Origin of the sequence: Pseudomonas salmasensis, from assembly GCF_014268375.2 — a bacterium.
GTDB lineage: Bacteria > Pseudomonadota > Gammaproteobacteria > Pseudomonadales > Pseudomonadaceae > Aquipseudomonas > Aquipseudomonas salmasensis.
Genome location: NZ_CP077083.1, coordinates 3,781,932 through 3,806,826, shown reverse-complemented (window position 1 = coordinate 3,806,826; position 24,895 = coordinate 3,781,932). Strand labels below are relative to the sequence as shown.

Here is a 24,895-nt window from a genome sequence, read left to right as displayed (position 1 = left end):
GGCGTTTTTCGCGAGCAAGCTCGCTCCTACTGGTGACGTGTTCTTAGGCGGGTTTGTTGCCCGGGTTCTGCAGACGGAATTTTTCCTTGCGTTCGATCTGTACCACTTGGGCGTTGTGCACGGTGATTTCCACCGCGCCAAACCGCAGGTCGCGCAGGGCGCTCTGGATTTCACGCAAAATGGCTGCTTCGTCCTGGCCGTCAACGCTACGTAGAGATGCGCTCATGGTCTCGCTCCTGAAATGAGTAGTGCCTGGCAGTGGCGGCACTGCTTGCGGCGTGAGGGCGATAGTAGATAAGCGCGGATATTCTTAAAAATACTATTTAAGAATGTTTATATAACCAGAAAGAATTTTCTGATAGGGCATGGGCTTGCAAGGGTTTCGGCAGAAAAAACCCTCACACACCGGCGCCGCAGAACCCCTGTGGGAGCTGGCTTGCCTGCGAAAGCGGTGGTGCAGTTACAGATGCAGTGACTGACACACCGCCTTCGCGGGCAAGCCCGGCTCCCACATTGACCGAGTCAGTCCTGGCGGATCAGAGGTGCTCGGGCCCAATCGATTTCATCAGCCGGCATGGGCCGCCCAAACCAATACCCCTGGCCCATGTCGCATTCCTGATCCAGCAGGAACCGCGCCTGTTCCACCTGCTCGATGCCTTCGGCGTGCACCTGCATGCCCATGCTTTTGGCCAGGGCGATCACCACGCGCACAATCGCCGCGTCGTCTTCGTCCCACGGCAAGCCCGCCACAAAGCCCTGGTCGATCTTGAGCTTCTGCACCGGCAGGCGTTTGAGGCGCAGCAACGAGGAATAACCGGTGCCAAAGTCGTCGATGGCCAGGCGTAGGCCCAGTTCGCGCAAGCGGTGCAGTTGCTCCAGGGCGACTTCCGGGTCGTCCATCACGGCGCTCTCGGTGACTTCCAGCTCCAGGAAGGCCGGATCCAGCCCCGTGGTGTGCAGCACTTGGGCCACTTGCTCATACAGCTCGCGCCGGGCAAACAGGCGGCTGGAGACATTGATTGCGATAAAGCTCAGCGGCGCGCCGTCGGCCAGCCACTGGCACATCTGGCGGCAGGCCTGGTCCATCACCCATGCATCGATGTCGGCAATCAGCCCGGTGCGCTCGGCGATGGGGATGAACTCGCCCGGGGGCACTAGGCCGCGTTCCGGGTGCTGCCAGCGCACCAGTGCTTCAACGCCGACCAAACGGCTGTCGTGCAGGTCGTGCACCGGCTGGTAATACACACGCAGTTCATGTTGGTCGAGGGCGCGACGCAGCTCGCCGGCGATTTCCACTCGGTGTTGGGCATGGGCGGTCAGCTCTTCGGTATACAACGCGTAACCTTCGCGCCCGGCACTCTTGGCTTTGAACAAGGCGGAATCGGCGTTGCGCAGCAGTTGCTCGGCGCTCAGGGCGTCACTGGGGAACAGGCTGATGCCGATACTGGCGCTGATAAACAGCTGGTTGCCGTCAAAAATGAACGGATCCTTCATAGCATTGAGCATGCGCTGCGCCAAGGCCGCCGCTTGCACCACCTGCGGGCAGCTTTCAGCCAGCACGGCAAATTCGTCGCCCCCCAGGCGCGCCAGGGTCACCCCCGGCCCAAACAGGCCGCTGAGGCGTTCGGCCACCAGCTTGAGTAATTGATCGCCGACGTTATGGCCCAGGCTGTCGTTGATGATCTTGAAGTGGTCCAGGTCCATCAACAGCAGGGCGCAGCCACGCTTATGCACCTGCGCAGAGGCCAGGGCCTGCTCGGCGCGATCAGTAAACAGCAGGCGGTTGGGCAGGTCGGTGAGCGGGTCGTGATGGGCCAGGTGCGCCAATTCGTGCTCAGAGTTCTTCATGGCGCTGATGTCCGAAAACACCGCCACGTAGTGGCTGACCTGGCCCTGGTCATCGTGAATCACGCGGATGGTTTGCCACTGAGGGTACACCTCGCCGCTTTTACGTCGGTTCCAGATTTCGCCGCTCCATTCGCCGGTGCTTTCCAGGGCCTGGAACATTTGCTGGTAGAAATGCGCCGAGTGGCGCCCGGACTTGAACAGGCTTGGCCGTTGGCCCATGACGTCTTCGCACTGGTAACCGGTGATCTCCATAAACGCCCGGTTGACGTGCACGATCAGCCCCTGGATATCGGTGACCAGCACCCCTTCGCGGGTGCAATCGAACACCGCAGCGGCCTGGCGCAGGCGCTCGCGGTTCTCTTTCAGGGGTTGTTGCAACGCATGGGCACGGGCAAAACGCCGGCCTATCCCGTAAATGAGCAACGCGCTGAGGCTGACCCACACATAACCGCGCGCCTGCAGCCAGCGCCCCAGCTCCAAAGGTTCATCGATAAAGTTGATTAATAGGTAATGGCTGAGCTGGAGCCAAAGGATGGAAACCAGCAGGTACACCAACCCCGCACGTAGGGCACCTCGGTATGAAAACAGCATATGCTTAGTAATCCTTACTAAATAACCAGAATCGCCCTACAAAGAATCCGGATTATAGAGTAGGAAACACTTTGTAAGTCTTATCTGAAACGGTGACTGGTTTTATCTGCAAAGGAAGTGATAATGCGGGTGCTGTTTTTTACTTTATCTGAGGGCCATACAGCCTATGTGGTACAACGGTTTCCTTGATCTGTCCGCCTGGCAACTGGTGGCAGTCACGCTGTTGATGACCCACGTGACCATTATTGGGGTCACTGTCTATCTGCACCGTTATTCGGCCCATCGCTCGCTCGAGCTCAATGCCGGCCTTAAACACTTCTTCCGCTTCTGGCTGTGGCTGACCACGGCGCAGAACACCCGCGAATGGACCGCCATTCACCGCAAGCACCACGCCAAGTGCGAAACCGTCGATGACCCGCACAGCCCGGTGATCAAGGGCTTGTCCACCGTGCTGCGCAAAGGTGCCGAGCTGTACCGCGCCGAGGCGGAAAACCCCGAGACCCTGCGTATCTACGGCAAGAACTGCCCGGACGACTGGATCGAGCGCAATCTCTACACGCGCTACCCGCTGCTGGGCGTGGCGCTCATGGGCGTGATCGACCTGCTGCTGTTCGGCACAATCGGTATCACCATCTGGGCGATCCAGATGATGTGGATCCCGTTCTGGGCCGCCGGCGTGATCAATGGCCTGGGGCATGCCGTGGGCTATCGCAACTTCGAATGCCGTGACGCCGCCACCAACCTGGTGCCGTGGGGCATCATCGTCGGCGGCGAAGAGCTGCACAACAACCACCACACCTACCCCAACTCGGCCAAGCTGTCGGTGAAGAAGTGGGAGTTCGACCTGGGTTGGGCCTGGATCAAAGTGTTCAGCTTCCTGCGCCTGGCCAAGGTGCAGCGCGTGGCGCCCATCGCCCACCGCGTCGAAGGCAAGGGCAGCCTGGACATGGACACCGCCATGGCGATCCTCAACAACCGCTTCCAGATCATGGCCCAATACCGCAAGTTGGTGATTGGCCCGCTGGTCAAGCAGGAGCTGGAGAAGGTCGATCATTCGGTGCGCCACCAGTTCCACCGCGCCAAGCGCCTGTTGTCGCGGGAAACCAGCTTGCTGGAAGACCGCCACCACCTGCGCATCCAGAGCATGCTGGAACACAGCCATGCCCTGACCGTGATCTACGAGAAGCGCCTGGCGCTGCAGCAGATCTGGCTCAAGACCAGTTCCAACGGCCACGATATGCTGGCCGCGATCAAGGAATGGGTGCATGAAGCCGAGGCCAGCGGCATCCAATCCCTGCGCGATTTTGCCCACCAGTTGAAGACTTACTCGTTGCGTCCTACAGCGGCGTAAGGGCGCCGTGGGAGGGTTCGCCCTCCCACGCACTGGCTTTTTGGCGCCATTTTCCGGGCACCGTCAATCCACGCCGTTCACGGAACTTCACCGCAATTCCCCTCTCTCAAAGAACACTTCGCCATCATGGTGACCCCTTGTTGTGACCGCTTTTGCACCTGCGGCGCGCCCAGAGAGAGTTGTACCGATGGTTCACGAAAAGCCCAGCCTGCCCGATGTGCCCACCGCAGAGCCGCCGCGCCCGGCCGCGGCGGCGACCCTGTTGGCGCTTATGCATGCTCAAGGTGAAGTCGAGCGGCTGAGTGAGCGCGAGCAACTGCTCAGCTCACTGCTGGTCAGCGTGAACGCCGTGCTCTGGGCCATCGATTGGAATACACGCCGCGTGCTGTATGTGAGCCCGGCCTACGAGCGCCTGTTTGGCCGCTCCGCCGGCCTGCTGCTGGCCGACCACCGAGAATGGCGCAACAGCGTCCACCCCGAAGACCTCGACTACGCCGAACACAGCCTGGCCCGGGTGCTGGAACAAGGTGCCGTGGAGGACCGCGAGTACCGCATCATCACCGCTGACGGGCAGATCCGCTGGTTGAGCGACAAGTGCTACATCAACCAGCAGGTGGTGCCCGGTGAAGCGCTGATCGTGGTGGGCATCGCCGAAGACATCACCGAAAAGAAGCAACTTGAGCTGGAACTGCATCGCCTCGCCACCACCGACGTACTGACCCAAAGCAGCAACCGCCGACACTTCTTCGAACTCGCCAACCAGGCGTTCGACAATGCCTGCGCGCAGGGCACGCCGCTGGCGTTCCTGTTGCTGGACATCGATGACTTCAAAGACATCAACGACACCTACGGCCACCTGGAGGGCGATCAGGTGCTGCGGCGCATCGCCGAGAGCGGTCGTGGGGTATTACGCCGTGGCGACCTGTTCGGGCGCGTTGGTGGCGAAGAATTTGCTGCTGTGCTGCCGGGTTGCCCACCGGAGATGGCCCTGCAGGTGGCCGAGCGGTTGGGCAAGGAAATCCAGGCGTTGGTGTTCAGCTACGAGGGGCATGAATTCAATGTGACCGTCAGCCAGGGCCTGGCCGGCCTGCGCGAAGATGACTCCACCCTCGACAGCCTGTTTGCGCGAGCGGATGCGGCGATGTACGAGGCTAAGCGCCAGGGCAAGAACCGCGTTATAGCCGGTTAACACATCCTTTTGTAGGAGCGAGCTTGCTCGCGAAAAACTCACAGGCGCCGCGTTTATTCAGGAAGCCTGCGTTATCGTTGACGTTTTTCGCGAGCAAGCTCGCTCCTACAGTTGTTCGGTGTGTGCTTCAGGCTTTGCGCACTCGGGTGAGTTCCGGCAAGCCTACCTTGAGCAGCCGTGCGGTCTTGCTGCCGGCCAGTTCTTCGAGCCCTTCGTGCTCGGTCAGCCGCGCCATTTGCACCGCCAGGTTCACCACCTGGGCTTCGCGCGAATACACCCCGCCTTCAAGTGAATAGATCCCCGCGATCAACTGCCGCAACTCCAGCGGCAAGCGCCAACGCGTGCGCAACGCCGAACCGTAGGCGGCGCCAAAGGCGTCGAGGGATTCGCCGATGGTTTGGTCATCCAATGCACCGCCGCCCTGGCGCCAGTCTTCCAGGCAGCGCAACAAGGCCAGGTCGCCCAAGCGGTGCAGGATGCACGCGCTGTAGCAGCGCTGGTGATCGAGCTCCAGCATGCGCGCCAGGCGCCGGGCGTAGTCGGCGCTGTCTTGGGACAATTGCCAGTGACGCTCGGCGTAGGCCACCAGCCCAGGGTCGCCCAACACCACGTTGTGCTTGAGCGCTAGGCCGAGGATGAGGTTCATGCTCTGGCCGGGCACCAACTTATGCAGGGCCTCTGGCAGGGTCTGCACCGGCGTGCCGTGGTAGCCGGCGCTGTTGGCGGCGGCGATCAGTACGGCGGTGATTTGCGGGTCGCTGTGTACCTGGTCTTCCAACTGCTTGAGGTCCAGGCCTTCGGGCCCCAGGCTGCGTTGCACGGCGGCTTTCACATCCACGCGCAGCGGCGCGCCATCGCAGACCTCGCGGCGTCGCTCCAGAAAGGCGGGCAAGGTCATGCCCGGCGCCAGCGGTGGGATCTCGCAGTACACGCTTTCGCCTTCGTTGAGCAGCAGGTCTTGCAAGCGCTGGGTCAGGCTTTCCATGTTCAGTGGGCGGGTGAGGTAGGCGGTGGGTGCCAGGGGCAAGGCTTCGCGCACGCTGGCGCTGTCGTTGCGACTGCTCAGCAAGATAAACGGCAGCGAACGGCGCTTCTGGCGCACGCTGCGCAGCAGGCTCAGGCCATCCACGCCCGGCAGCTCCCAATCTGCGAGGATCAGGTCATAGGTTTTTTCGCCCAACAGCGTGGCGGCGTGTTGCCCATCGGCGCACACATCCAGCCGTGCGTCACAGCGCACATTCAACAGCACTTGCTTGAGCAGGTCCCGCGACCAAGGGTCTGCTTCGGCGATTAACACTCGGGGTACAGCGGGTAAATCAACAGCAGTCATCCAGCACGCTCCATCGGCAATGCTTGCACCTTAGACAATGCAGCTGCGTGCGTACATCAAGCAGGCACAAAAAAACCGCCGAAGCGGTTTTTTTGCTTTGTCTTTTTGTAGGAGCGAGCTTGCTCGCGAAGGTCGTCAACGAAAACGTGGGCAGCCTTTGAAACGCGGTGCCTGGGGTTTTCTCGCGAGCAAGCTCGCTCCTACAGGGGCGTGTCAGAGTTCGGAGAAACACTCTTCGATGATCGCCAGGCCCTTGTCCAACAGCTCGTCCGGCGAGGTCAGCGGCACCAGTACGCGCAATACGTTGCCGTAGGTACCGCAGGACAGCAGGATCAGGCCCTTGTCACGCGCCTTGGCCACCACGGAAGCAACAGCGGCAGCGTTTGGCTTGTGGGTGTCGCCGTCTTCGAACAGCTCGACCGCGATCATCGCGCCCAGGGCACGCACTTCACCAATTACCGGGTACTTGGCCTGGATGGCCTTGAGGCCGGTCACCAGGCGCTCGCCCACGGCCTTGCAGCGGTCCAGCAGGTGCTCTTCTTCGAACACTTCCATCACCGCCAGGGCCGCGGCGCAGGCGATCGGGCTACCGGCATAGGTGCCGCCCAGGCCGCCTGGGGCGATGGCGTCCATGTATTCGGCCTTGCCGCACACACCGGCCAGCGGGAAGCCGCCCGCGATGGATTTGGCGAAGGTGGTCAGGTCGGCAGCAACGCCCATCTGTTCCATGGCGAAGAAGGTACCGGTACGGCCGGCACCGGTTTGCACTTCGTCGGCGATCAGCAGGATGCCGTGCTTGTCGCACAGTTCGCGCAGGCGCTTCATGAAGGCTTTCGGCGCGACGTAGAAACCGCCTTCGCCCTGCACCGGCTCGATGATGATGGCGGCGATATCACGCGGCTCGGCATCGTTTTTGAAGATACGCTCGATGCTGGCGATGGAGTCGTCGACGCTCACACCGTGCAGTTCGTTGGGGTACAGCGCACGGAACACGCCGCCCGGCATCAGGCCCATGCCGGCCGAGTAAGGCACCACCTTACCGGTGAGGCCCAGGGTCATCATGGTGCGGCCGTGGTAAGCGCCAGTGAAGGCGATTACACCGGCACGACCCGTGGCGGCGCGGGCGATTTTCACGGCGTTTTCTACCGCTTCGGAACCGGTGGTGACCAACAGGGTTTTCTTGGCGAAATCACCTGGCACTTTGGCGGCGACTTTTTCGCACACTTCCACGTAGGGCTCGTAGGCCAATACCTGGAAGCAGGTGTGGGTCAGCTTGTTGAGTTGCTCGGTCACGGCCGCGATGATTTTGGGGTGCACGTGGCCGGTGTTCAGCACGGCGATACCACCGGCGAAGTCGATGAACTCGCGACCTTCAACGTCGGTCACGGTGGCGTTCTTCGCGGAGTCGGCGAAGATCGGGTGAATCTGGCCAACACCGCGCGGTACAGCGGCTTCGCGGCGTTTCATCAGGGATGCGTTGGTCTTGCTCATAAAGTCCTCATTCGCCGCTCATCGGGCGGCGTGGCTCAAGGATAGGTGGCGGGGAGGCAACTACGGCAGCATGCGATGATCGACTGCCACAGCTTTCCCGGCCACTGCGAATAACCATGTAAAACACGCAAAGGGGCAGCGCTCTCGTGCCCTCTGCGTTTGCTGCAATCCCGTGCCTTAGATGCCCAGGCAGAGGTATTTGATTTCCAGGTAGTCCTCGATCCCGTACTTGGAGCCTTCACGGCCCAGGCCCGAGGCCTTGATGCCGCCGAACGGCGCCACTTCGTTGGAGATCAACCCGGTGTTGACGCCGACCATACCGTATTCCAGGGCCTCGGCCACACGGAACACCCGGCCCAGGTCGCGGGCGTAGAAGTAGGAGGCCAGGCCGAACTCGGTGTCGTTGGACATGGCGATCACTTCGGCTTCGTCTTTGAAGCGGAACAGTGGCGCCAGCGGGCCGAAGGTTTCTTCCTTGGCGACGGCGGCGTTTTTCGGCACGTCGACCAGGATGGTCGGTTCGAAGAAGTTGCCTTCCATCACCTTGCCACCGGCCAACAGCTTGGCGCCTTTGCTCAGGGCATCAGCGATATGTTCCTGCACCTTGGCCACGGCTTTTTCGTCGATCAGCGGGCCGGTGGTGGTGCCGTCTTCCAGGCCGTTACCGATCTTCAGTTTGGTCACCGCCACCTTGAGCTTTTCAGCGAAGGCGTCGTATACCGAATCCTGAATGTACAGGCGGTTGGCGCAGACGCAGGTCTGGCCGTTGTTGCGGTACTTGGAGATGATCGCGCCTTCGACGGCCTTATCCAGGTCGGCGTCGTCGAACACGATGAACGGTGCGTTACCGCCCAGCTCCAGGGAGACTTTCTTGATGTCCTTGGCGCATTCGGCCATCAGCTGGCGACCAATTTCGGTCGAGCCGGTGAAGGACAATTTACGCACGATGGGGTTGCTGGTCAGCTCGCCGCCGATGTCGCCAGCGCTGCCGGTGACTACGCTGAGCACGCCTTTGGGGATACCGGCGCGGTGCGCCAGCTCAACCAGGGCCAGGGCCGAGAACGGGGTTTGCGAGGCGGGCTTGATCACCATGGTGCAACCGGCAGCCAGGGCCGGGCCGGCTTTGCGGGTGATCATCGCGGCGGGGAAGTTCCACGGGGTGATGGCTGCGGTCACGCCGATGGGCTGCTTGATCACGATCAGGCGCTTGTCGGGCTGGTGGCCGGGGATCACGTCGCCATAGATGCGCTTGGCTTCTTCGGCAAACCACTCGATGAAGGACGCGGCGTAGACGATTTCGCCCTTGGCTTCGGCCAGCGGCTTGCCTTGTTCGAGGGTCATCAGGCGGCCGAGGTCGTCCTGGTTTTCGATCAGCAGCTCATACCAACGGCGCAGCTTGTTGGCGCGCTCCTTGGCGGTGAGTGCGCGCCACGCTGGCAGGGCCTTGTCGGCGGCTTCGATGGCGCGGCGGGTTTCCGCGGCGCCCATCTTCGGCACGGTGCCGAGAATCTCGCCCGTGGCCGGGTTGTTGACCTTGATGGTTTGACCATTGTCCGCATCGACCCAAGCGCCATCAATGAAGGCTTGCTGGCGGAACAACTGGGTGTCTTTAAGCTGCATGTCGGCTTTCCTTAACAGCACCGCGCGCACGCGGAGCGAATTAGAGTTGTTGAAAGGCGCCTTGTGGGCGATGTCTTTGTAGGAGCGAGCTTGCCCGCGAAAAATTCAAAGGCGCCGCGAAAAACCAGAAACGCGGCGTCATCGTTAACGATTTTCGCGAGCAAGCTCGCTCCTACATGGCATCAGCCTGGGCTGCCGTCAGGGAAATCAGTCCAGCACGCCAGGATAGGTGAAAAGCGCACGGGAGACAGAGCGTTTGAAATCTCAAACGAATCCTAGGATCAATGGGGGTGCAGGGCAATAGTCTGTTCGAAAAAAAGAACGATTATGGCGCATCTGGTTGATCTTTCGGATCAAACGCATACACGGCAAAAGCCCCGGGGCCTTGTGGGCGCCGGGGCTGTTGGGGACCTTGCAGCTTAAGGTTGGAACGACTTGAGCACGGCCAGCAGGCTGGTCAAGTTGTCGGCCACGCCGCCCTGGGCGACTTTTTCGGTGGCGGCGGCGCCAGCGGTGGTGTCGACGCTGTAGATCTGCATCACGCCCTGGTTGGTGGCCGCCTGGGCCAGGGTGTTTTGCTGCTGTTGGGCCGAGACCGAGTTCTGGAACAGAATCGCCGTGGCCTGGCCCATGGATTGGTAGATGGTGCTCATGGCCATTGCGGGTGATTCGGCAACCACCTTGACGTTGGTCTGGGTGACGGCATCGGTGATTTGCGGGCTGACTGTACTCATGGTTGAAACTCCTGGGTTGAGAAAGAACAACATCCGTTATTGCTCAGTGCTTAAGGCTGGAACGACTTGAGCACGGTCAACAGGCTGGTGAGGTTATCCGACACGCCGCCCTGGGCGACTTTCTCGGTGGCCGCCGCACCTGCGGTGGTATCGACGCTGTAGATCTGCATCACGCCCTGGTTGGTGGCCGCCTGGGCCAGGGTGTTTTGCTGCTGCTGGGCCGACACCGCGTTCTGGAACAGAATCGCCGTGGCCTGCGCCATGGATTGATAGATAGTGCTCATCGCCATCGCAGGCGATTCGGCCACCACTTTGACGTTGGTCTGGGTGACCGCGTCGGTAATTTGCTCGTTGACTAATGGCATGATCAATTTCCTTATTTAGTACACGGTGCATTCCGTGTTCATCAATGAACGTTGCGAAACAGGCGCTGTGAAACCTGGTTTAGGGTTTCGCCGCCGGATCCAATGCCGCTTCAATCTGGGCGATCAACCCTTGGATCAGTGCCTGCACTTCCTTGCGTTGCGCGTCCTGGTCCGAGGCCGCGCCGTTCAGCATTTGGCGTAGCGCCGCTTCACGTTGCTGGGCAGCGGTCTTGAGCGCTTGTTCGTTGGCCTTTGATTGCTCAAGCACCTGGGTGGCGCGCTTGAGGGTTTCGTCGACGATGGCCTGGGGCGTTCCGGCGAAAATCTGCGGGTTGCGCAGCATTGCTTCGAGCCGTTGGCGGTCATCGGTGGACAGGACCGAGGGTGTGGAGGGAGGAGCCATGGGGATCTCCTGGGGCATGAAGTTGCCGGTTGAAGGGCCGCTAAAGCCGCACCTCGACGTTGTCCTGCCAGAAACCGGAGAAGTGGAAGTCTGTGGCGTTGTCGCAACTCGCGGCCAGTTCCCAGGGGGTCATCACCGTAGAGCGCGTCGTGAAGATCGGCGGCGGAACCTCACTGCCGCTGATGTAAAGGTTGCCAACCTCGTAGGCGTTTGCGACGAACTGCGAACAAAACGAGGCATTGCCGATAGACACCGATTCGTTGATCCGCGGCATGAGACCGGGCTCGTAACCTGACGATTTGAGAATCGACAACAGCGCATTCCATTTACTGTATCGACCCGTAATATCCTTGCTGGCGACGTCGCCATAAAATTGATCCGCGGCATACGCAGCCGCCCACCCCAACTTTGTGTTTTCACAAGAGAAAACCATGGCTCCACGAGGTACGGCCTCAGTTGTCAGGTCGGTTACCTGAATGCCACTCCCTACACTCTCCACAACATGTGTGGCGTCGATCGCAATAGCCGCATGCACCACGGGTACATTCGGATCGCCCGTTCCGAAGATTTTCGCTTTGATCCACTGCCCCGCCACAATGAATGCGCGAGGAATGCTGGTGGACAATTTGTCGTCCACTTGCGCCACAGAAAAAACAATATCTCCAAGCTTCATGATGTCGCTCCTCACTCAAGAAAAGTTGCTTTCAAGTTGCTGTTGCACCGCTCCAGCAGAACGCCGAAGCGCTGTGCTCGGTTCAAGCCGCTGGCGCGGCCCGGTTGGCCAGGGTGCTCGCGTACTTGGCGATGCTCTGGTCGATCTTGTCGATGGCCACGCTGGCGGCTTCGGCTTCCATCGCACCGGCAGCGGCAGCCACGGCGGCAGCGGCGCCTACCAGCAGGTCGGTGGCCAAGGCGCCCAGGGCGTCTTCGGCAGCGGCTGGCAGGTTATCCTTGACGATGTTCTCGGTCATTTGCTGGAGCAGCACGGCCTGGGCCGCCAACGCGATCTTGCTGACCCCGTCGAAGTACCCCGCCGCTGCTTGCGCCACCAGCCCGGCCGCCTGGCTGATCATCATGTCGGCCGGCACCGCGATCTGCGCCGGCGCATAGGCAAAGTTCTGCGAATTGGTGAACTGCACCGCCTGCACAATCTGGCTATTGAGCGCCGCCGTGCTGTCGGATGACGGTGCGCTCACCTGGTTGAGCAGGTGCTCGTTCATGCGCGCCATGATCGAGCGCGAGGCCGGTGCAGCGGGCGCCGGCGCCGGTGGGTCGGCGGCGGGCGTTGCTTGAGAGGCGGCGGGTTTCTTTTTGCTGAACCACGACATAATCGATCTCCCGAGGGCTCAGCCCTTCTCGCCAATCTGCATGATCAGCGCCACGGCCTTGGAGATCACCGCGTTGGAAATCTGGTTCATCGCCTGCTGGCTGTTGACCGCGTTCTGCAACGACAGGCCCGCCGCGCTGCTGGCCACCTGGTACAGCGACGCGATGGCCTGGGCCGGCGCCTCGGCCACCACCTTGACGTTGGTTTGAGTGACCGCGTCGGTGATCTGGCTGTTGACCTCTGTCATACATCTCTCCTTGATGGCATTCACCCAGGTTTGGGTGTGGATAGCGGCGGCGTGCTGCGCTCATACCACTAGAACGCCCCACGCCAACATGTGTGAATCACCTTCAGCGCAACGCATCGCGCAGCAGTTGCACACGCTTGCGCACCAGCGGCAGCTTCACGTGCAGCTCGGCGGCAATTTGCGGGTAAGGCAGGTCATCGACAAAACGCATCTCGAACAAACGCTGCTGCAACAGCGGTAACCGCGCGACATGCGCCTCCAACTGCTCCAGACGTTCATAACATTCCACCCGCTCCAGCACCGAAGCGCAGGGCGCGGCGAGCGCGGCCAGGTGATCGTGTTCAAGGTCTACCGAATCATCGAACAACCGCCCCTCGCGCTTGCTGCGCCGCAAGCTGTAGAGAAACACATGATCGAGCACTAAAAACAGAAAACCCTGAGGGTCGCGAATGCGCTCGGGCGAGCGCCGAAAAAACAACAGGGCCTTGATCGCCGTGGCCGACAACCACTCCTGGCCCTGATCCAGATTGCCCTTGGCCCGCCGCAACGCCCGGCGCCTTAGCTCGCCGTGCACAGCGCGCCAACTCGCTTCGAACAAACGGTCATCGGCGGCCCATTGATCCTTGAACTGAACAGTCATCCCCATCGCCAGCACTCCTGTGCATCCTTGATGAAGGGCCAGTCTGCGAGGGCTCGACGGGGGTACGCTGTTACCTGGGGAACACCGCCACAACTAATTCAGCGCAAAAGCCTTGCGCCGTAAATGCTCAACATCATTGATCACCATGCGCTCCAGATCGCCGCTGATCACCCCACTGCGCCGCCACACCTGCAGCTGCACATTCAGCTTGGGCCGGCTGGTGTTCAGCATCGACGCCAACACCCCCTGGCTTGCGGGCAACGACACACTGGGCAAAGCCAACGCCAGGTCGATCTCACCCAGGTTCGCCAACAAAAACCGCGCCAACCGCGACTCCAGCCGATGCAGACATACCAACTCCAACAACTCGATGGCGTGCAGCAACCGCAGCATCATCAGCATCAACAAACGCCGCAGAAACACCGGTTCCTCAAACAACACAGCAAAATGCCGGCTACCCAACTGCAACAAGCGCGTAGGGCCACTGGCGAAGGTGGAAGACTCGCGCCCATGATCCTTGATCAACGCCGTCTCCCCCACCACCTGCCCAGCCCCAGTACTACCGATAATCTGCTCGCGCCCATCCGGCCCATGCACCACCGAATAAATCCGGCCCTCCACCACCAATGCAATGAATTCGAGGGTGTCATCCTTGAAATACAACAGCTCACGATCATCCAGCGTGCGCTCCACCATATGGGTTGCAACGTAGCGAAGGAGGTGCTCCGGCATACCTCGAAACAAATCGGAGCGAGCCAGCAGGGTTTGTCTGAGCGGGAGATCGAGCATCACGGTTCCTTTGGAATGCATGCGTTCACCTGAGGAATTGCGGCGTGGAAGCGGTGTAAAGCCACAAGAGCAAAGCAAACAAAGGGACGTGCGGCGCGGGGAGTTGTGAATGAAGGTGGCGATTAGCCATTTTTTGTCGGAAATGGACGACAGGGGGCGGGGCAAATGCCGGAATGGACGCATCAGGTCGACATGGGTATGATGTCGCCCGCACAAGCATCCGTAGCTCAGCTGGATAGAGTACTGCCCTCCGAAGGCAGGGGTCGTGGGTTCGAATCCCGCCGGGTGCACCAGATTTGGAATGAAAAAGCCTCAGGTTGAGAGATCTGGGGCTTTTTTGTGGGTGTTGTTTTTAGCGCTTATGCAGCGCCAGTAGCCTCTCATCGGCGGTAGTGGTGCAGTCTGGCTAAGTTTCGCCTCTGTCACATCCGCCAATACCTCTGCAATTTCAGCTTGGGCGAAAATAAATCCTGTCACTTTTTTCTACGAACTATCAATCCGAGCCAATACATCTATACCTGTTCAATTTTTTGATGAACAGCAATCAGTTCAGATATGTGTTCCAAGCACCGAGCTGTAAAAAACTCCCGCGCCTGGTTAATTCGATATTTATCAAACAAACAATGTAAAGCCTTTTCGAGCTTAGAGTAGTTTGTAGTTTCAAACTGTGAGATTACTCGAAAACGAAACGGCACCCCGGTTGTGTAAAGCTGGGCAATCCGCCTCTCCACAGGCCCGGTGGTGATTCCTATTTTGATAATTTCAACGCCTTCGGACGTAAATAGATTCGTTCCTAATACATACAAGGTACCGACGTCTTCAGCCAACTTCTCCAAGTCTTCGCCTTCGATAAAGTCTGGCTCATTTAGCTCCTGAGGTTCCGCACCGGTCTCTAATGACATTAGATGTGGTTTCTGCGACTTATCCGCGAAAATATCGCTCGCACTGCGGCATGCGATGTAAATCCTGGCCAGTAAGGCGTGGTCAAGATCCTTGTAATTTCCGCTCTCTACATTGCGTACATGCGACGCGGTTCCGTAAAAGCTCGAGTACTGTGCCTTCACAATCGACCTGATCTCTTGCGGTGTGAGCCCGGCTGGATGCTTCCGAAGGATTTCACGTACCACATCGGTAAAGCTGAGGTTGGGCTGCATCAACGCTCCTTGTTTTCGAGCCAACTGAAGAAGGCATTCTATTTTGCCATCACGCGATTCAGAAGGATCCTACCTGCTTTGCGAGTTGCAGCACATAGGTGGTCGCGTTAATCTCCTTCGCGTCGCTGCTCATCAGCGACCGGGCCTGGAAACCCGTCACCGAGACGCACGTAGCGTCGTCAAACAATCAGCAGGCGCTTTTTTTATGCCTGCCGTTTGTGCTTCATGGCGGCCGTGTGCGGGAGACATTCGTGTCTGCCGAGTAGTCTCTGTCTCGGTTTCCAGCCTGCGCACGGCTGCCACCCATCGCCTGGAAACGATGTGTGGCCGTCTCAGTTGGTCATCAGAGAGGTTTCACACCATGCTTGATTACCGTAGTGCCGTCCGTACCAATACCGCCCCCATGTACGTGGGAGGTCACCAATGAGTACCCCACCCGCAGAAGCCAAAACTATTGGCGCTCAGACCTTCGCAGATTGTGGCGAGGAAAAAAGCCATCTGAAATTGTTTCGAGTCAACGCCGGGGTTCCTATTCTGGAAGCCCTTGAACACGCAGCGCACGTTCTCTACTACGCAAAAATGCTCTCGCTTGAAGCCGCCATGGATCCCAAGGCGGAGAAGTTCGCGTTTGCCTCGCACTACCTGTGTGAAATGGGTAAAGCAATCGTCGATGACCTGCTCCTCGCCATGCAGCCTGGTGGGCCGCACCCGCAGTAAGTAATTCGCGCCCGGTGCAGTGCATCGGGCGCCTGAAACACTGAGGGTAAATAAACCCACTCCATGCGTCCGTCGATACGTTCTCGCCCCCATACGTCGGTCCCGCTCTTAAATAGATCGATCCCCCTGCGGTTAGAATGCTCCAAGGCCCCAGCGACATATCAGACCTACCCTCCCACCAGATTCGGGGGTATTTTCTCCGGTCACCCACTGGAGTAGGAAACACCATGTTCTGGCGCAGAGACAAACCGCTGAGGGTAGAGCTGCTTACACCCATCCACGTCACTGCTTCCTCAGCCCCTGCACATCACGAGACGTTAGATGACCCAGCTGCCAGGGAAGCCAAAACCAATACAGACCTGGCTTTCAAACTGATTACAGTTGGAGCGCTAGCATCGCAAGCGGCACTGGTGATCTATGGCTACTCACTTCTTGTCGGCAGATTCCGGGAGTTCGGCATCGACCCAAACGAGCTATCCCTGAGTACACCCGCTCTACTTCTCCATGGGTATACCAACTCTTTCTCTGGTGTATTGGATGTAGCGGAAAAATTGCCCATTGTCGGCTCCGCTCTGTTGCCGATTACATTTGCGGTAATCGCAGCGATCTACATCATAGCTATTACGAAGAGACCTAAAGCGAACGTAGTGAGTGGCCTTGCGCCATGGATGGGCATCTTCATGTTCATGGCCTTCCTCGCTCCTGCCGCGAGTGTTCGCCAAGGCATGAGTACTGGGCTGGCAGACTTCGAAAAATATACGCAGCAGGAAGCTGCTGGAGAACTTGAAGCGGTGGACGTCGTGGTAACCGACAAAGGCGAACGCTTGGTTGGCCATCTGATTTTGGCGGATAGCAAAAGCACGTTCATACTCGTGGGAAGAACCCTATTCAAGCTTGACGGTACGACCGGCCGCGTAATCCGTGAGACGGAGTTAAAACGACGTCCTTCCGAGATGAAAAAGCCACCCTCCAAAGCGTAAGAGCACCGACAACAGTAAGGGCCATGTATGCCCACGTGTATGCCTAACCGACACACGGCCTAAAATACCCAGTAAATACGGGCATCTTACGGCCCAGTTCAAACGACGCCGGGGCACCAGATATGAAATGAAAAAGCCTCAGGTCGGGAGATCTGGGGCTTTTTTGTGCGTTTGGTGGGTGGTGAGAGAGTGTTGAGTCGCGTCGGGATAGTAGAGGTGAAAATAAATCCCCTTTTCCCCTCCCTTTTTCCCAAGCAGTTTTCCAGCTCTACGATCATTACGATTTCACCGCCTTGAGCGCCGGTCTCAAGCAAAGAAGAAACGCCTACACAGGAACCTCCGCCCTGATCAGCGTACCGCCTTCGGCCAGATTGCGGGCAGTAATGGTACCGCCATGGGCGTGGCAGATCGCACGGGCGATGGACAAGCCTAGCCCGCTCCCCCCCGAGTAACGTGCCCTGGAGCGCTCTGCACGCCAGAAGCGGTCGAACACGCTGTCCACATGCTGGGCTTCGATACCTGGCCCTCGGTCACCGACTTCAATCACCACCGAACCGTGAACCCGGCGCGCCGTTATATTCAACTCGCCTCCCCCGGCCGCATAACGCAGCAAGTTATCGACCAGAATGTTGATCACCTGGCCCAGGCGATCACGATCGGCGTGCATACGAAGCCCATCAGCAATACTGACCTGCGTCAGCACGCAAGCCTCATCCAACTGCGGCTGGAACCACGCCAACCGCTCCGCCACCAGAGCTGCCAGAGAAAACTCGCTGCGCTCCAGCACCAGCCGGCCAGCACGAGCCATCGACAACAGGTGCAAATCATCCACCAGCTTTCTGAGTTGATCGAGCTGACGCTTGACCATGCCCAACTGCATGGCATCGCTGGGGAATACCTCATCGAGCATACCCTGCACGCGCCCCATGGCGGCGTTCAAGGGTGTGCGCAGTTCGTGGGCAATGACCGCGCTGGATTCACGCACATCGCGCTCATAGCGCTCCAGTTGGGTGGTCATGCTGTTGAAGTCGCTGACCAGACGTTGCAGCTCGTCGGGCGCGTCGCGGTGCACCGGCAGGCGCGTCAGGAAATCACCGCCGGCGACTCGCCGGGCGCCCTGGGCAATCGCCGAGAACTGGCTGGACAAGGGCCGCGAAAACCACAGGCCGAAGCCAATGATGATAGGGATCGCGGCCAGCACCAGGCCGATCAGTATCAGCCAGTCGCGATTGGCGATAGCCGGCTGGAAATAGTCCAGCGGATAGTACTGGGCAACCACTTGACGCAAGCGTGCCTCATTGAGCTCTGGCTCGGCGCGCAACGCCAGCAGCTCCTCACGCGGCCCCGGCGGCAGATGCTGCACAAAATACCAGTCCGACAGTGTGACGTTGATCCACATGCACACCGAGATCACCACCACCGCGCCGATCGCCAGCAGGCTCATGCGCAGGCCGATCCAGCGCCACATGGGTTTGTCGTTGACCCGCGGTTGCTCAAGCATGTGCGTTACCTGAATCGATAGCCAATGGAGCGCACCGTGACCAGAACGCCGGTGATGCCGTGGTTTTCCAGCTTGCGGCGCAGGTTGTGCACGTGGGTGTCGACGACGCGGGCCAGGGCTTCGCTTTCCGGCAGGCAGATTTCCAGCAACTCATCACGGGTGAAGGCCTTGGACGGCGTCTTGAGCAACGTCACCAGCAGCTTGAATTCCGTTGGGGTCAGGTCCAGCCATTGCGGTGGTGCTTCGCCCTGCTCAATGGCTGCGGTAAACGCAACAAGATCCACCCGCAGGTTTTCATGGCGCAGCAGGTGTTCCACCGGTTGGTTGCCGGTGGTGCGCCGCAACACCGCGTGCACCCGCGCCACCACTTCGCGCGGGCTGTAAGGCTTGACCACATAGTCGTCCGCGCCATAACGCAAGGCTCCGAGCTTTTCCGGTTCGTCGCCCATGGCCGTGACCATGATGACCGGCGTGTCACTGCTACGGCGCACGGCGGATAACACCTCGGTGCCGCTCAAGCGCGGCAGCATCACGTCGAGCAGGATCAGGTCGGGCTGCCAGCTTTTGTACAGGTCCAGACCGCGCTGGCCGTCTTCGGCCAGGGCCACCTCATAGCCATCCCGGAGCAAGTAGGCTTCGAGAATGTTGGCGCTGTCGGCGTCGTCTTCGACGATGAGGATACGTTTTCCTGACACAAAGAAGCCTCTTGATGAAACCTTGATAATTTACGAACGGTTTATTGAAAGTGCGCTGCCAGTATTGCCCTACGCCCGCTTTCGCGAGCCGATCCTATGCCGACCACTGCATCGCTGTCCAAGCCTATCAACGGGCCTGAACAGCTCGATCAGAGGGAGGCGTTGTGTCGCGCGTCGGCGGGCGCACTGCTGTCTTCTTTTGCACATAGGGCTTGACCATGAACTTCACCACCTCCCCTACCCACAACGTTCTGTTGGGCGCCGTCACGCTGCTGTGCTGCGCGCTCGCGCCCCAGGCTCAGGCGACCGACGCCAGCCCGACAGCCGAAGAAACCACCGTTACCCTGGGCCTTGGCATGGGTGTCACGCCTCGCTACATGGGTGCTGACCGCTACCGTCCGCTCGTACTGCCGATGCTCAGCATTCAGCACGGAGCGTTGTTCGCCGACACCACTCGCGGCGTGGGCCTGCAATTTCAATCCGACAGTGGCTTCGGCGCCAGCGCGGCGATCAATTACGACATGGGCCGCAAGGAGAAGGACAGCACCACCGGCGCGGGCGGCGACGAGCTCAGAGGTATGGGCGATATCAACGGCGCAACCGTCGCCGACTTTACCCTCAGCCAACAACTGCTTGACTGGCTGTCGGTCAACGGCGAAGCCGAACTGCGCATGGCCGGTGAGCACCGAGGCAACCGTTACCGCTTTGGCCTGGAAGGCATACTGTTGCACACAAGCCACGACACCCTGAGCCTGGCCATCGACGCCCATGCCGGCGATAGCCGCTACAACCAGACGTTCTTCGGCGTCACCCAGGCTCAGAGCCAACGCTCGATCTACAGAAAGTACACCGCCGACGCCGGGATCTATGCCTACTCCGCTGCCTTGAACTGGCAGCACACCTTCGACGCGCACTGGTCAACGCTGGCCAGCCTGACGCTGACTCAATACGCTGACCAGGCCAGCGACAGCCCGCTGGTAAGGCGCGAAACCGCAGGCTTGGGCCTGTTTGCAATCAACTACACGTTCTGACAACAAGCCCCGGGTATGCAGGCTTCATCTGGACTATCCCTGGGGCAGATTCCGGTCCTGTGCGAATGGCTTTTCAGACCGCGCAAGGTTCTCCCCATCAGGGCGTACACACGATGATCCGTTTGAAGTACCTGTCCAAAAGAGCCGTGCTGCTCTATGCGCTATTGATGAGTATCGGCAGTCAAGCCTCCCCCACCCTGCATACCGAAGCGTTCGTGCATCCTGGCCTGCTCCAGACCCGGGAGGACTTCACGCGGATACGCGAGAAGCTGGCCAACTATAACCAGCCGTGGCTGGCCGGCTGGCAGAAACTGATCGCCAACCCCCATGCCTCATTAGCCTGGCAGCCCAACCCGATGCCAGTGGTGTACCCCACTTCAGGCGGCCCGAATAACGACAGTGTTCTGTTCAACGACGCAGCCGCCGCGTATGCACTGGCCCTGCGCTGGCAGATCTCCAACAACCCGGCGTATGCCGACAAGGCCGTGAGTATTTTGAACCAGTGGGCCTTGACCCTCACCGCGATCAAAGACAAGCCCGGAAGAGCTTTGGTGGCAGGCTTGTATGGCTACCAACTGGCCAACGCGGCCGAACTGCTGCGCAGCTACCCAAAGTGGCGGGCGGAAGATTTCCAGCGTTTTCAAGGCATGATGCTCACTGTGTTCTACCCCATCAATCATGACTTCCTGGTGAACCACGACGGCGCCCGGCCTGATCATCATGGGGCCAGCTGGGACCTAGCCAACATGAACTCGATGCTGGCCATCGGCGTACTGACCGACCGCCGCGATCTCTACAACGAGGCCGTCGACTACTTCAAGCACGGCACCGGTAACGGCGCCATCGCCCACGCGGTGTGGAAGCTCTACGGCGATGGCCTTGGTCAAGTCCAGGAAAGCGGACGTGATCAGTCACACGCCATGCTCGACATAGCCCTGCTCGGCAGTTTCTGCCAAATGGCCTGGAGCCAGGGCAACGACCTGTTCGGCTACCAGAACAACCGCGTGCTGCAGGGCGCCGAGTATGTGGCCAAGTACAACCTTGGCCAGGAGGTGCCGTTTACCCCCATCCCCAACAGCAGCTTCAAACAGACCGTCATCTCGGCCGATCATCGCGGCGAAACCCGTCCGATATGGGAACTGCTCTACAACCACTACGCCGTGCGAAAGGGCCTCAGCGCACCGAATGTGCAGGCCATGGCAAATAACGTCCAAGTGGAAGGTGGTGGCGGGGATTATGGTGCTGACAGGGTCGGCTACGTCCAGCTGGGGTATGGGACGTTGCTGTATTCGTTGGGGGAATACGGCTTGTCGCAGATGCAGCTGATGCCGTAGAGGTCTATCACCGAAGCTGCGTTGCGCATTACAAATGCGTCCTTTCTACCTGTCAAATTCGAGGAATGGCAAGAACGCATTGGTGTGTTGGAAATGTCAAAGGACGCCAGCACCATCGCCGCAGAAGTGTGGAGCCAGACATGAATGAAACACCCGAGGTCTTAAGACCCGGGGCTTTTTTGTGAGCCACTTGCACGCGCAACTCGATGTTGCTACGAGTGGCTAAGCGCCTACATCCCGATGGGTTGAGGATTACGAAGGCCTTGATGAATTCCCGGAATGCTGCTTTTCCAGGCTTGAAATTTCACCGCGCAACACCCCCTCCAACACCCCAAAAAACCCCTGGATATGCCCCTGCTTCAACGCCTGTGGCCGCGTCACCAGATAAACCTCCATCGCCGGCAGTTCTATCTCCTGGAAAACTTCACTCAACCCCGTCGCCAAAATACGCGGCAACACCGCCACCCCCATCCCTCGCCTCACCGATTCAAGCTGCACCGCAAACGAACTCACCCTGATCGGCGCATGGTCCAGCCCCGCAGCTTTCGCGGCGCGCATTTGCGGTAGCAGATCCAGCGGCGGCAGCAAGGCAATACTGGCGGCAGTGGCTGGCGTTAGCGCAGGAAACCGTTGCAGGTATTCGGCGGTGGCGAACACGCCGTAAGCGAGTTTGCCGAGCCCTCGGTAGATCAAAGAGGGTTCGCCCAGGTGTGCGGTACGTATGGCGATGTCGGCTACGCCTCGTACGATTTTGTGAAAGTCGGTGGTGACCTGTAGCTCTACGGAGCAGCCTGGGTGCTGTGCTGTGAAGCGGCTGGCGGCCTTGAGCACGCTGGCAGAGAAGCCTTCGCCAGCGCTCACCAGCACGGTGCCGCTGAGGGTTGTCGGCGTGCCGTCGACGGGCGCCTGGCGTCGCAGGCCGGATTCGGCTGCCAGGGCGACGTCTACCAGGGCTTGGCCTCGGGAGGTGAGCCGGCAGCCTTCCACGCCGCGTTCCACCAGTGGCTCGCCCAGGGCGGTTTCCAGTTGGGTGAGGCGGCGGGAGACGGTAGACGCCGCGATACCGAGTAACTGGCCGGCCTGTAAAAAGCTGCCGCGCCGTGAGACTGCCAGCAGCAGTCGAAGATCATCCCAATTTGCCTGCAATGCCATATCTCCGCGCTTCCCTGGTGTGCAGATGTGCAAAGCCATTATGCCGCAGGCGCTGTTTTTACGGCGCGGGCTCGCGGGTATATCTACTGGCCTTCTCAACAAATGGAATGGCTTGTATGAAAACGATCCCCAACCGCTTGCACAGCACCTTTGTGACCGGTGCCACCGGTTTGCTGGGCAACAACCTGGTACGGGAGCTGGTCGCACGGGGTTATGCGGTGAAGGCGCTGGTCCGTTCGGCGGCCAAGGGCGCGCAGCAGTTCGGCGATGTGCCGGGTGTGGAGCAGGTGGTGGGAGACATGGCCGATGTGGATGCCTTCGCGGCGGCGTTGCAAGGCTGCGATACGGTGTTTCACTGCGCGGCGTTTTTTCGCGATAACTACAAGGGCGGTAGCCATTGGGAGGAACTGGAAAAGATCAATGTCGTCGGTACGCGAGCCCTGCTGCAACAGGCGTATGACGCCGGTGTGCGACGGTTTGTGCATACCTCGTCGATTGCCGTGCTCGACGGTGCCCCCGGTACACCGATCGACGAGACGTGCCTGCGGGCCGAAGCCGATGCGGATGACTACTACCGCAGCAAGATCCTGGCTGAGCGGGAGGTGTTGAGGTTTCTTGAAAGCCATCCGCAGATGCACGCTTGCATGGTCTTGCCCGGTTGGATGTGGGGGCCGGGTGACCGTGGGCCGACGTCTTCGGGGCAGTTGGTGAGGGACGTGATCAACGGCAAGTTGCCGGGGCTGATTCCTGGCACCTTTTCTCTGGTCGATGCCCGCGATGTGGCCTGGGCGCACATTGCTGCCGCCCAGAGCGGGCGACGGGGCGAGCGTTATCTCGCGGCCGGTCGCAACTTGACCATGCGCCAGCTGATGCCGGTGCTGGGGCGTATTGCCGGGGTCAAGGTGCCCTCGCGCCAACTGCCGCTGCCCGCGCTGTACCTGTTGGCAGCGGTGCAAGAGGCCTACGCGTACCTGACTGGAAAGCCCATTTTGCTGAGCATGGCGACGTTGCGGCTGTTGATACGCGAGGAGCACCGTACCCGCTTTGACCACCGCAAAAGTGAAGAGGAACTGGGGCTGAGTTTTCGCGTGTTGGAGCAGACCCTAGCGGACACGGTGGGCTGGTCCCGAGCCTACGGCGCGTTGTAATAAAAAGCCCCAGGTCGACAGGCCTGGGGCTTTTTTGTGGCGGAAGGTTTAACGCGTTTGCAGTGCTTCTAAGCGTGCCGGCAAGTCCTCCTGGGGGAAGCGTTGGTACAGCGCCAGCAGTTTCTCGTCCGCCGCCTTGGTTTCCCCCGCTCGACGCAGGTTCACAATCTCCTGCAGGCCTTCTTCCAACGTAGGCAGCGCCCGTTTGCTGAGTTTTGCCGCTGGCTGATCTGCCACTGCGCTTTCGGCTTGAACCGGCGCGCTTTCAGCCCTGGGCGCTGCGGCCATGCGGGCCATGGGCGCGGGTGCGGAAAATGCCTGTGGCGCTGGGTGGGCGGCTTCTTCGTGGTGCAGCGCAGAAAATGTCGCAGTGGAGATTTCGGGTTGCGGCACGGGGGAGCGCATGACCACGCCGATCATCAGCGCCAACCCGGTGACGGTGGCAAATGCCATTTGCCAGCGCGGGCGTTGGCAGGCTTGCAGCCAGCGTTGCCACAAGCTGGGTTGCGGCTGCGGGGCTTCGCGACGGGCCGCGTTGAGAATGAAGGCGTCGAGGGACGCGGGCGGCTCGCCCGTACTGTGTTGACGAAAGTGCTGGAGCATCTCGTCGTCAGGGGTGTGTCGGGAGTCGTTCATGCGAGTATCTCCTCGGCCAGCAGGCGGCGTAGTTTCTGCTGGGCGTAACGCAGGCGGCTTTTTACGGTTTCCAGCGGGGCGCCGGTGAGGGTGGCGATTTGCGGTACTTCGAGTTCGCCGTGCAGGCGTAGCAGGAAGACTTCACGCTGGTCTGCGGGCAGCTCTTGCAGGGCGGCGTCGAGGCGGGCCTGGTCGCGGCTCAGGCTCAGCTGTTGCTCGGGGCCGGCGCTGTGGTCGGGCTGGGCGTGCAGCTGTTCATCGTAGCTGTCGTGCAAGGGGTTGTGGATGCCGTGCTTGCGCCAGTGGTCGATCAGGCGGTTGCGGGCGATCTGGAACAACCAGGTGCGAAAACTCGCCCGGCCTTGTGGCTGGGTGGTGCTGCGGATCAGGCTGAGCCAGGTGTCCTGGTAGATTTCTTCGGCCAGTTCGGCTTTGTTGCACAGGGACACGAGGAAGCGGTACAGGCCCTGGCGATGGCGCGTGTACAAGGCTTCGAAGGCGGCAGCGTCACCGGTTCGGTAGCGGGCCAGCAGCGATTCGTCGCTGGGTGAGTCATCTGGAACGGCCATATAGTGGGCGAACTCCTTTTGGTCAGCCGAAACAGGATTACTGTAGGAGCGAG

Annotated in this window: 26 protein-coding genes and 1 tRNA gene; 8 read left to right on the top strand and 19 right to left on the bottom strand. The window is 60.0% G+C overall.

Features of this window, described 5'->3' with window-relative positions:
- Window positions 1-43 precede the first annotated feature (43 nt).
- Together oscA and dibA are read right to left on the bottom strand one after the other, a co-directional pair.
- Entirely contained in the window at window positions 44-226 is a 183-nt protein-coding gene (gene oscA / locus HU731_RS17090; protein ID WP_010565387.1) for a sulfur starvation response protein OscA, read from the bottom strand.
- Window positions 227-522: 296 nt separating this feature from the next.
- Window positions 523-2,439 (bottom strand): phosphodiesterase DibA, encoded by a 1,917-nt coding sequence (gene dibA / locus HU731_RS17085; protein ID WP_186607970.1) that lies wholly within the window; start codon window positions 2,437-2,439, stop codon window positions 523-525.
- Window positions 2,440-2,605: 166 nt separating this feature from the next.
- Here dibA and desA point away from each other — a divergent pair, with 166 nt between their 5' ends.
- Both desA and HU731_RS17075 read left to right on the top strand, forming a co-directional pair.
- Window positions 2,606-3,790, top strand: coding sequence for a delta-9 fatty acid desaturase DesA (gene desA / locus HU731_RS17080; protein WP_003187559.1), 1,185 nt, complete (start codon window positions 2,606-2,608; stop codon window positions 3,788-3,790).
- Between the two features lie 187 nt (window positions 3,791-3,977).
- Window positions 3,978-4,979 carry a GGDEF domain-containing protein gene (locus tag HU731_RS17075; RefSeq protein WP_186607969.1) on the top strand — a complete coding sequence of 334 codons (1,002 nt, stop codon included), beginning with the start codon at window positions 3,978-3,980 and terminating at the stop codon, window positions 4,977-4,979.
- Window positions 4,980-5,106: 127 nt separating this feature from the next.
- On the opposite strand, the gene HU731_RS17070 is transcribed toward HU731_RS17075, so the two are convergent.
- The 11 genes from HU731_RS17070 to HU731_RS17020 all read right to left on the bottom strand — a co-directional run bounded on the left by HU731_RS17070 (window position 5,107) and on the right by HU731_RS17020 (window position 13,925).
- The gene (locus HU731_RS17070) at window positions 5,107-6,309 is read right to left on the bottom strand and encodes an HDOD domain-containing protein (protein WP_186607968.1); all 1,203 of its coding nucleotides are present in this window, start codon (window positions 6,307-6,309) and stop codon (window positions 5,107-5,109) included.
- Between the two features lie 213 nt (window positions 6,310-6,522).
- Complete coding sequence (gene gabT, locus HU731_RS17065) at window positions 6,523-7,800, bottom strand: 4-aminobutyrate--2-oxoglutarate transaminase (protein WP_038448442.1); 1,278 nt, start codon at window positions 7,798-7,800, stop codon at window positions 6,523-6,525.
- A gap of 177 nt (window positions 7,801-7,977) precedes the next feature.
- The gene (gene gabD / locus HU731_RS17060) at window positions 7,978-9,420 is read right to left on the bottom strand and encodes an NADP-dependent succinate-semialdehyde dehydrogenase (protein WP_032894202.1); all 1,443 of its coding nucleotides are present in this window, start codon (window positions 9,418-9,420) and stop codon (window positions 7,978-7,980) included.
- A 419-nt stretch (window positions 9,421-9,839) separates the two neighbouring features.
- Window positions 9,840-10,154 (bottom strand): RebB family R body protein, encoded by a 315-nt coding sequence (locus HU731_RS17055; RefSeq protein ID WP_003187551.1) that lies wholly within the window; start codon window positions 10,152-10,154, stop codon window positions 9,840-9,842.
- Window positions 10,155-10,204: 50 nt separating this feature from the next.
- Complete coding sequence (locus tag HU731_RS17050; RefSeq protein ID WP_003187550.1) at window positions 10,205-10,519, bottom strand: RebB family R body protein; 315 nt, start codon at window positions 10,517-10,519, stop codon at window positions 10,205-10,207.
- 79 nt (window positions 10,520-10,598) lie between these two features.
- Complete coding sequence (locus HU731_RS17045; RefSeq protein WP_186607967.1) at window positions 10,599-10,922, bottom strand: hypothetical protein; 324 nt, start codon at window positions 10,920-10,922, stop codon at window positions 10,599-10,601.
- A gap of 40 nt (window positions 10,923-10,962) precedes the next feature.
- The gene (locus tag HU731_RS17040; RefSeq protein ID WP_186607966.1) at window positions 10,963-11,595 is read right to left on the bottom strand and encodes a hypothetical protein; all 633 of its coding nucleotides are present in this window, start codon (window positions 11,593-11,595) and stop codon (window positions 10,963-10,965) included.
- An 82-nt stretch (window positions 11,596-11,677) separates the two neighbouring features.
- Entirely contained in the window at window positions 11,678-12,250 is a 573-nt protein-coding gene (locus tag HU731_RS17035) for a hypothetical protein (protein ID WP_186607965.1), read from the bottom strand.
- Window positions 12,251-12,268: 18 nt separating this feature from the next.
- A complete protein-coding gene (locus tag HU731_RS17030) occupies window positions 12,269-12,496 on the bottom strand; it encodes a RebB family R body protein (RefSeq protein ID WP_003187543.1) in 228 nt (75 codons plus the stop codon).
- A gap of 103 nt (window positions 12,497-12,599) precedes the next feature.
- The gene (locus HU731_RS17025) at window positions 12,600-13,142 is read right to left on the bottom strand and encodes an RNA polymerase sigma factor (protein WP_186607964.1); all 543 of its coding nucleotides are present in this window, start codon (window positions 13,140-13,142) and stop codon (window positions 12,600-12,602) included.
- Between the two features lie 87 nt (window positions 13,143-13,229).
- Entirely contained in the window at window positions 13,230-13,925 is a 696-nt protein-coding gene (locus HU731_RS17020; protein ID WP_158497510.1) for a Crp/Fnr family transcriptional regulator, read from the bottom strand.
- A 216-nt stretch (window positions 13,926-14,141) separates the two neighbouring features.
- Between HU731_RS17020 and HU731_RS17015 the strand changes: the two genes are divergently transcribed.
- Window positions 14,142-14,218, top strand: a tRNA-Arg gene (locus HU731_RS17015).
- A gap of 219 nt (window positions 14,219-14,437) precedes the next feature.
- Here HU731_RS17015 and HU731_RS28495 read toward each other — a convergent pair.
- Complete coding sequence (locus HU731_RS28495; protein ID WP_225931484.1) at window positions 14,438-15,079, bottom strand: GIY-YIG nuclease family protein; 642 nt, start codon at window positions 15,077-15,079, stop codon at window positions 14,438-14,440.
- Window positions 15,080-15,502: 423 nt separating this feature from the next.
- Here HU731_RS28495 and HU731_RS17005 point away from each other — a divergent pair, with 423 nt between their 5' ends.
- Together HU731_RS17005 and HU731_RS17000 are read left to right on the top strand one after the other, a co-directional pair.
- Entirely contained in the window at window positions 15,503-15,796 is a 294-nt protein-coding gene (locus tag HU731_RS17005; protein ID WP_056782556.1) for a DUF3077 domain-containing protein, read from the top strand.
- Window positions 15,797-16,023: 227 nt separating this feature from the next.
- Window positions 16,024-16,776 carry a hypothetical protein gene (locus HU731_RS17000; RefSeq protein ID WP_186607963.1) on the top strand — a complete coding sequence of 251 codons (753 nt, stop codon included), beginning with the start codon at window positions 16,024-16,026 and terminating at the stop codon, window positions 16,774-16,776.
- A 325-nt stretch (window positions 16,777-17,101) separates the two neighbouring features.
- Here the strand turns inward: HU731_RS17000 and HU731_RS16995 are convergent, their stop codons facing one another.
- Together HU731_RS16995 and HU731_RS16990 are read right to left on the bottom strand one after the other, a co-directional pair.
- Window positions 17,102-18,277, bottom strand: coding sequence for a sensor histidine kinase (locus tag HU731_RS16995; RefSeq protein WP_186607962.1), 1,176 nt, complete (start codon window positions 18,275-18,277; stop codon window positions 17,102-17,104).
- 5 nt (window positions 18,278-18,282) lie between these two features.
- Complete coding sequence (locus HU731_RS16990; protein ID WP_003187519.1) at window positions 18,283-18,972, bottom strand: response regulator; 690 nt, start codon at window positions 18,970-18,972, stop codon at window positions 18,283-18,285.
- A 218-nt stretch (window positions 18,973-19,190) separates the two neighbouring features.
- On the opposite strand from HU731_RS16990, the gene HU731_RS16985 reads away from it, so the two are divergent.
- Window positions 19,191-20,003 carry a MipA/OmpV family protein gene (locus HU731_RS16985; RefSeq protein WP_186607961.1) on the top strand — a complete coding sequence of 271 codons (813 nt, stop codon included), beginning with the start codon at window positions 19,191-19,193 and terminating at the stop codon, window positions 20,001-20,003.
- Window positions 20,004-20,116: 113 nt separating this feature from the next.
- The gene (locus HU731_RS16980; protein WP_057978423.1) at window positions 20,117-21,337 is read left to right on the top strand and encodes an alginate lyase family protein; all 1,221 of its coding nucleotides are present in this window, start codon (window positions 20,117-20,119) and stop codon (window positions 21,335-21,337) included.
- Window positions 21,338-21,589: 252 nt separating this feature from the next.
- Here HU731_RS16980 and HU731_RS16975 read toward each other — a convergent pair whose 3' ends face one another.
- Window positions 21,590-22,489 (bottom strand): LysR family transcriptional regulator, encoded by a 900-nt coding sequence (locus tag HU731_RS16975; protein WP_186607960.1) that lies wholly within the window; start codon window positions 22,487-22,489, stop codon window positions 21,590-21,592.
- A gap of 116 nt (window positions 22,490-22,605) precedes the next feature.
- Between HU731_RS16975 and HU731_RS16970 the strand changes: the two genes are divergently transcribed.
- Entirely contained in the window at window positions 22,606-23,637 is a 1,032-nt protein-coding gene (locus tag HU731_RS16970) for an SDR family oxidoreductase (protein ID WP_186607959.1), read from the top strand.
- A gap of 48 nt (window positions 23,638-23,685) precedes the next feature.
- Here HU731_RS16970 and HU731_RS16965 read toward each other — a convergent pair whose 3' ends face one another.
- Together HU731_RS16965 and HU731_RS16960 are read right to left on the bottom strand one after the other, a co-directional pair.
- Window positions 23,686-24,273, bottom strand: coding sequence for a hypothetical protein (locus HU731_RS16965; protein WP_186607958.1), 588 nt, complete (start codon window positions 24,271-24,273; stop codon window positions 23,686-23,688).
- Window positions 24,270-24,842, bottom strand: coding sequence for an RNA polymerase sigma factor (locus HU731_RS16960; protein WP_186607957.1), 573 nt, complete (start codon window positions 24,840-24,842; stop codon window positions 24,270-24,272). Before HU731_RS16960 ends, HU731_RS16965 begins: the two co-directional genes overlap by 4 nt.
- Between the last annotated feature and the right edge of the window lie 53 nt (window positions 24,843-24,895).

Bases quoted from the DNA above. Each gene is read 5' to 3' on its own strand.
- oscA (WP_010565387.1), bottom strand. From the start codon at position 226: ATGAGCGCATCTCTACGTAGCGTTGACGGCCAGGACGAAGCAGCCATT.
- dibA (WP_186607970.1), bottom strand. From the start codon at position 2,439: ATGCTGTTTTCATACCGAGGTGCCCTACGTGCGGGGTTGGTGTACCTG.
- desA (WP_003187559.1), top strand. From the start codon at position 2,606: ATGTGGTACAACGGTTTCCTTGATCTGTCCGCCTGGCAACTGGTGGCA.
- HU731_RS17075 (WP_186607969.1), top strand. From the start codon at position 3,978: ATGGTTCACGAAAAGCCCAGCCTGCCCGATGTGCCCACCGCAGAGCCG.
- HU731_RS17070 (WP_186607968.1), bottom strand. From the start codon at position 6,309: ATGACTGCTGTTGATTTACCCGCTGTACCCCGAGTGTTAATCGCCGAA.
- gabT (WP_038448442.1), bottom strand. From the start codon at position 7,800: ATGAGCAAGACCAACGCATCCCTGATGAAACGCCGCGAAGCCGCTGTA.
- gabD (WP_032894202.1), bottom strand. From the start codon at position 9,420: ATGCAGCTTAAAGACACCCAGTTGTTCCGCCAGCAAGCCTTCATTGAT.
- HU731_RS17055 (WP_003187551.1), bottom strand. From the start codon at position 10,154: ATGAGTACAGTCAGCCCGCAAATCACCGATGCCGTCACCCAGACCAAC.
- HU731_RS17050 (WP_003187550.1), bottom strand. From the start codon at position 10,519: ATGCCATTAGTCAACGAGCAAATTACCGACGCGGTCACCCAGACCAAC.
- HU731_RS17045 (WP_186607967.1), bottom strand. From the start codon at position 10,922: ATGGCTCCTCCCTCCACACCCTCGGTCCTGTCCACCGATGACCGCCAA.
- HU731_RS17040 (WP_186607966.1), bottom strand. From the start codon at position 11,595: ATGAAGCTTGGAGATATTGTTTTTTCTGTGGCGCAAGTGGACGACAAA.
- HU731_RS17035 (WP_186607965.1), bottom strand. From the start codon at position 12,250: ATGTCGTGGTTCAGCAAAAAGAAACCCGCCGCCTCTCAAGCAACGCCC.
- HU731_RS17030 (WP_003187543.1), bottom strand. From the start codon at position 12,496: ATGACAGAGGTCAACAGCCAGATCACCGACGCGGTCACTCAAACCAAC.
- HU731_RS17025 (WP_186607964.1), bottom strand. From the start codon at position 13,142: ATGGGGATGACTGTTCAGTTCAAGGATCAATGGGCCGCCGATGACCGT.
- HU731_RS17020 (WP_158497510.1), bottom strand. From the start codon at position 13,925: ATGCTCGATCTCCCGCTCAGACAAACCCTGCTGGCTCGCTCCGATTTG.
- HU731_RS28495 (WP_225931484.1), bottom strand. From the start codon at position 15,079: ATGCAGCCCAACCTCAGCTTTACCGATGTGGTACGTGAAATCCTTCGG.
- HU731_RS17005 (WP_056782556.1), top strand. From the start codon at position 15,503: ATGAGTACCCCACCCGCAGAAGCCAAAACTATTGGCGCTCAGACCTTC.
- HU731_RS17000 (WP_186607963.1), top strand. From the start codon at position 16,024: ATGTTCTGGCGCAGAGACAAACCGCTGAGGGTAGAGCTGCTTACACCC.
- HU731_RS16995 (WP_186607962.1), bottom strand. From the start codon at position 18,277: ATGCTTGAGCAACCGCGGGTCAACGACAAACCCATGTGGCGCTGGATC.
- HU731_RS16985 (WP_186607961.1), top strand. From the start codon at position 19,191: ATGAACTTCACCACCTCCCCTACCCACAACGTTCTGTTGGGCGCCGTC.
- HU731_RS16980 (WP_057978423.1), top strand. From the start codon at position 20,117: ATGATCCGTTTGAAGTACCTGTCCAAAAGAGCCGTGCTGCTCTATGCG.
- HU731_RS16975 (WP_186607960.1), bottom strand. From the start codon at position 22,489: ATGGCATTGCAGGCAAATTGGGATGATCTTCGACTGCTGCTGGCAGTC.
- HU731_RS16970 (WP_186607959.1), top strand. From the start codon at position 22,606: ATGAAAACGATCCCCAACCGCTTGCACAGCACCTTTGTGACCGGTGCC.
- HU731_RS16965 (WP_186607958.1), bottom strand. From the start codon at position 24,273: ATGAACGACTCCCGACACACCCCTGACGACGAGATGCTCCAGCACTTT.
- HU731_RS16960 (WP_186607957.1), bottom strand. From the start codon at position 24,842: ATGGCCGTTCCAGATGACTCACCCAGCGACGAATCGCTGCTGGCCCGC.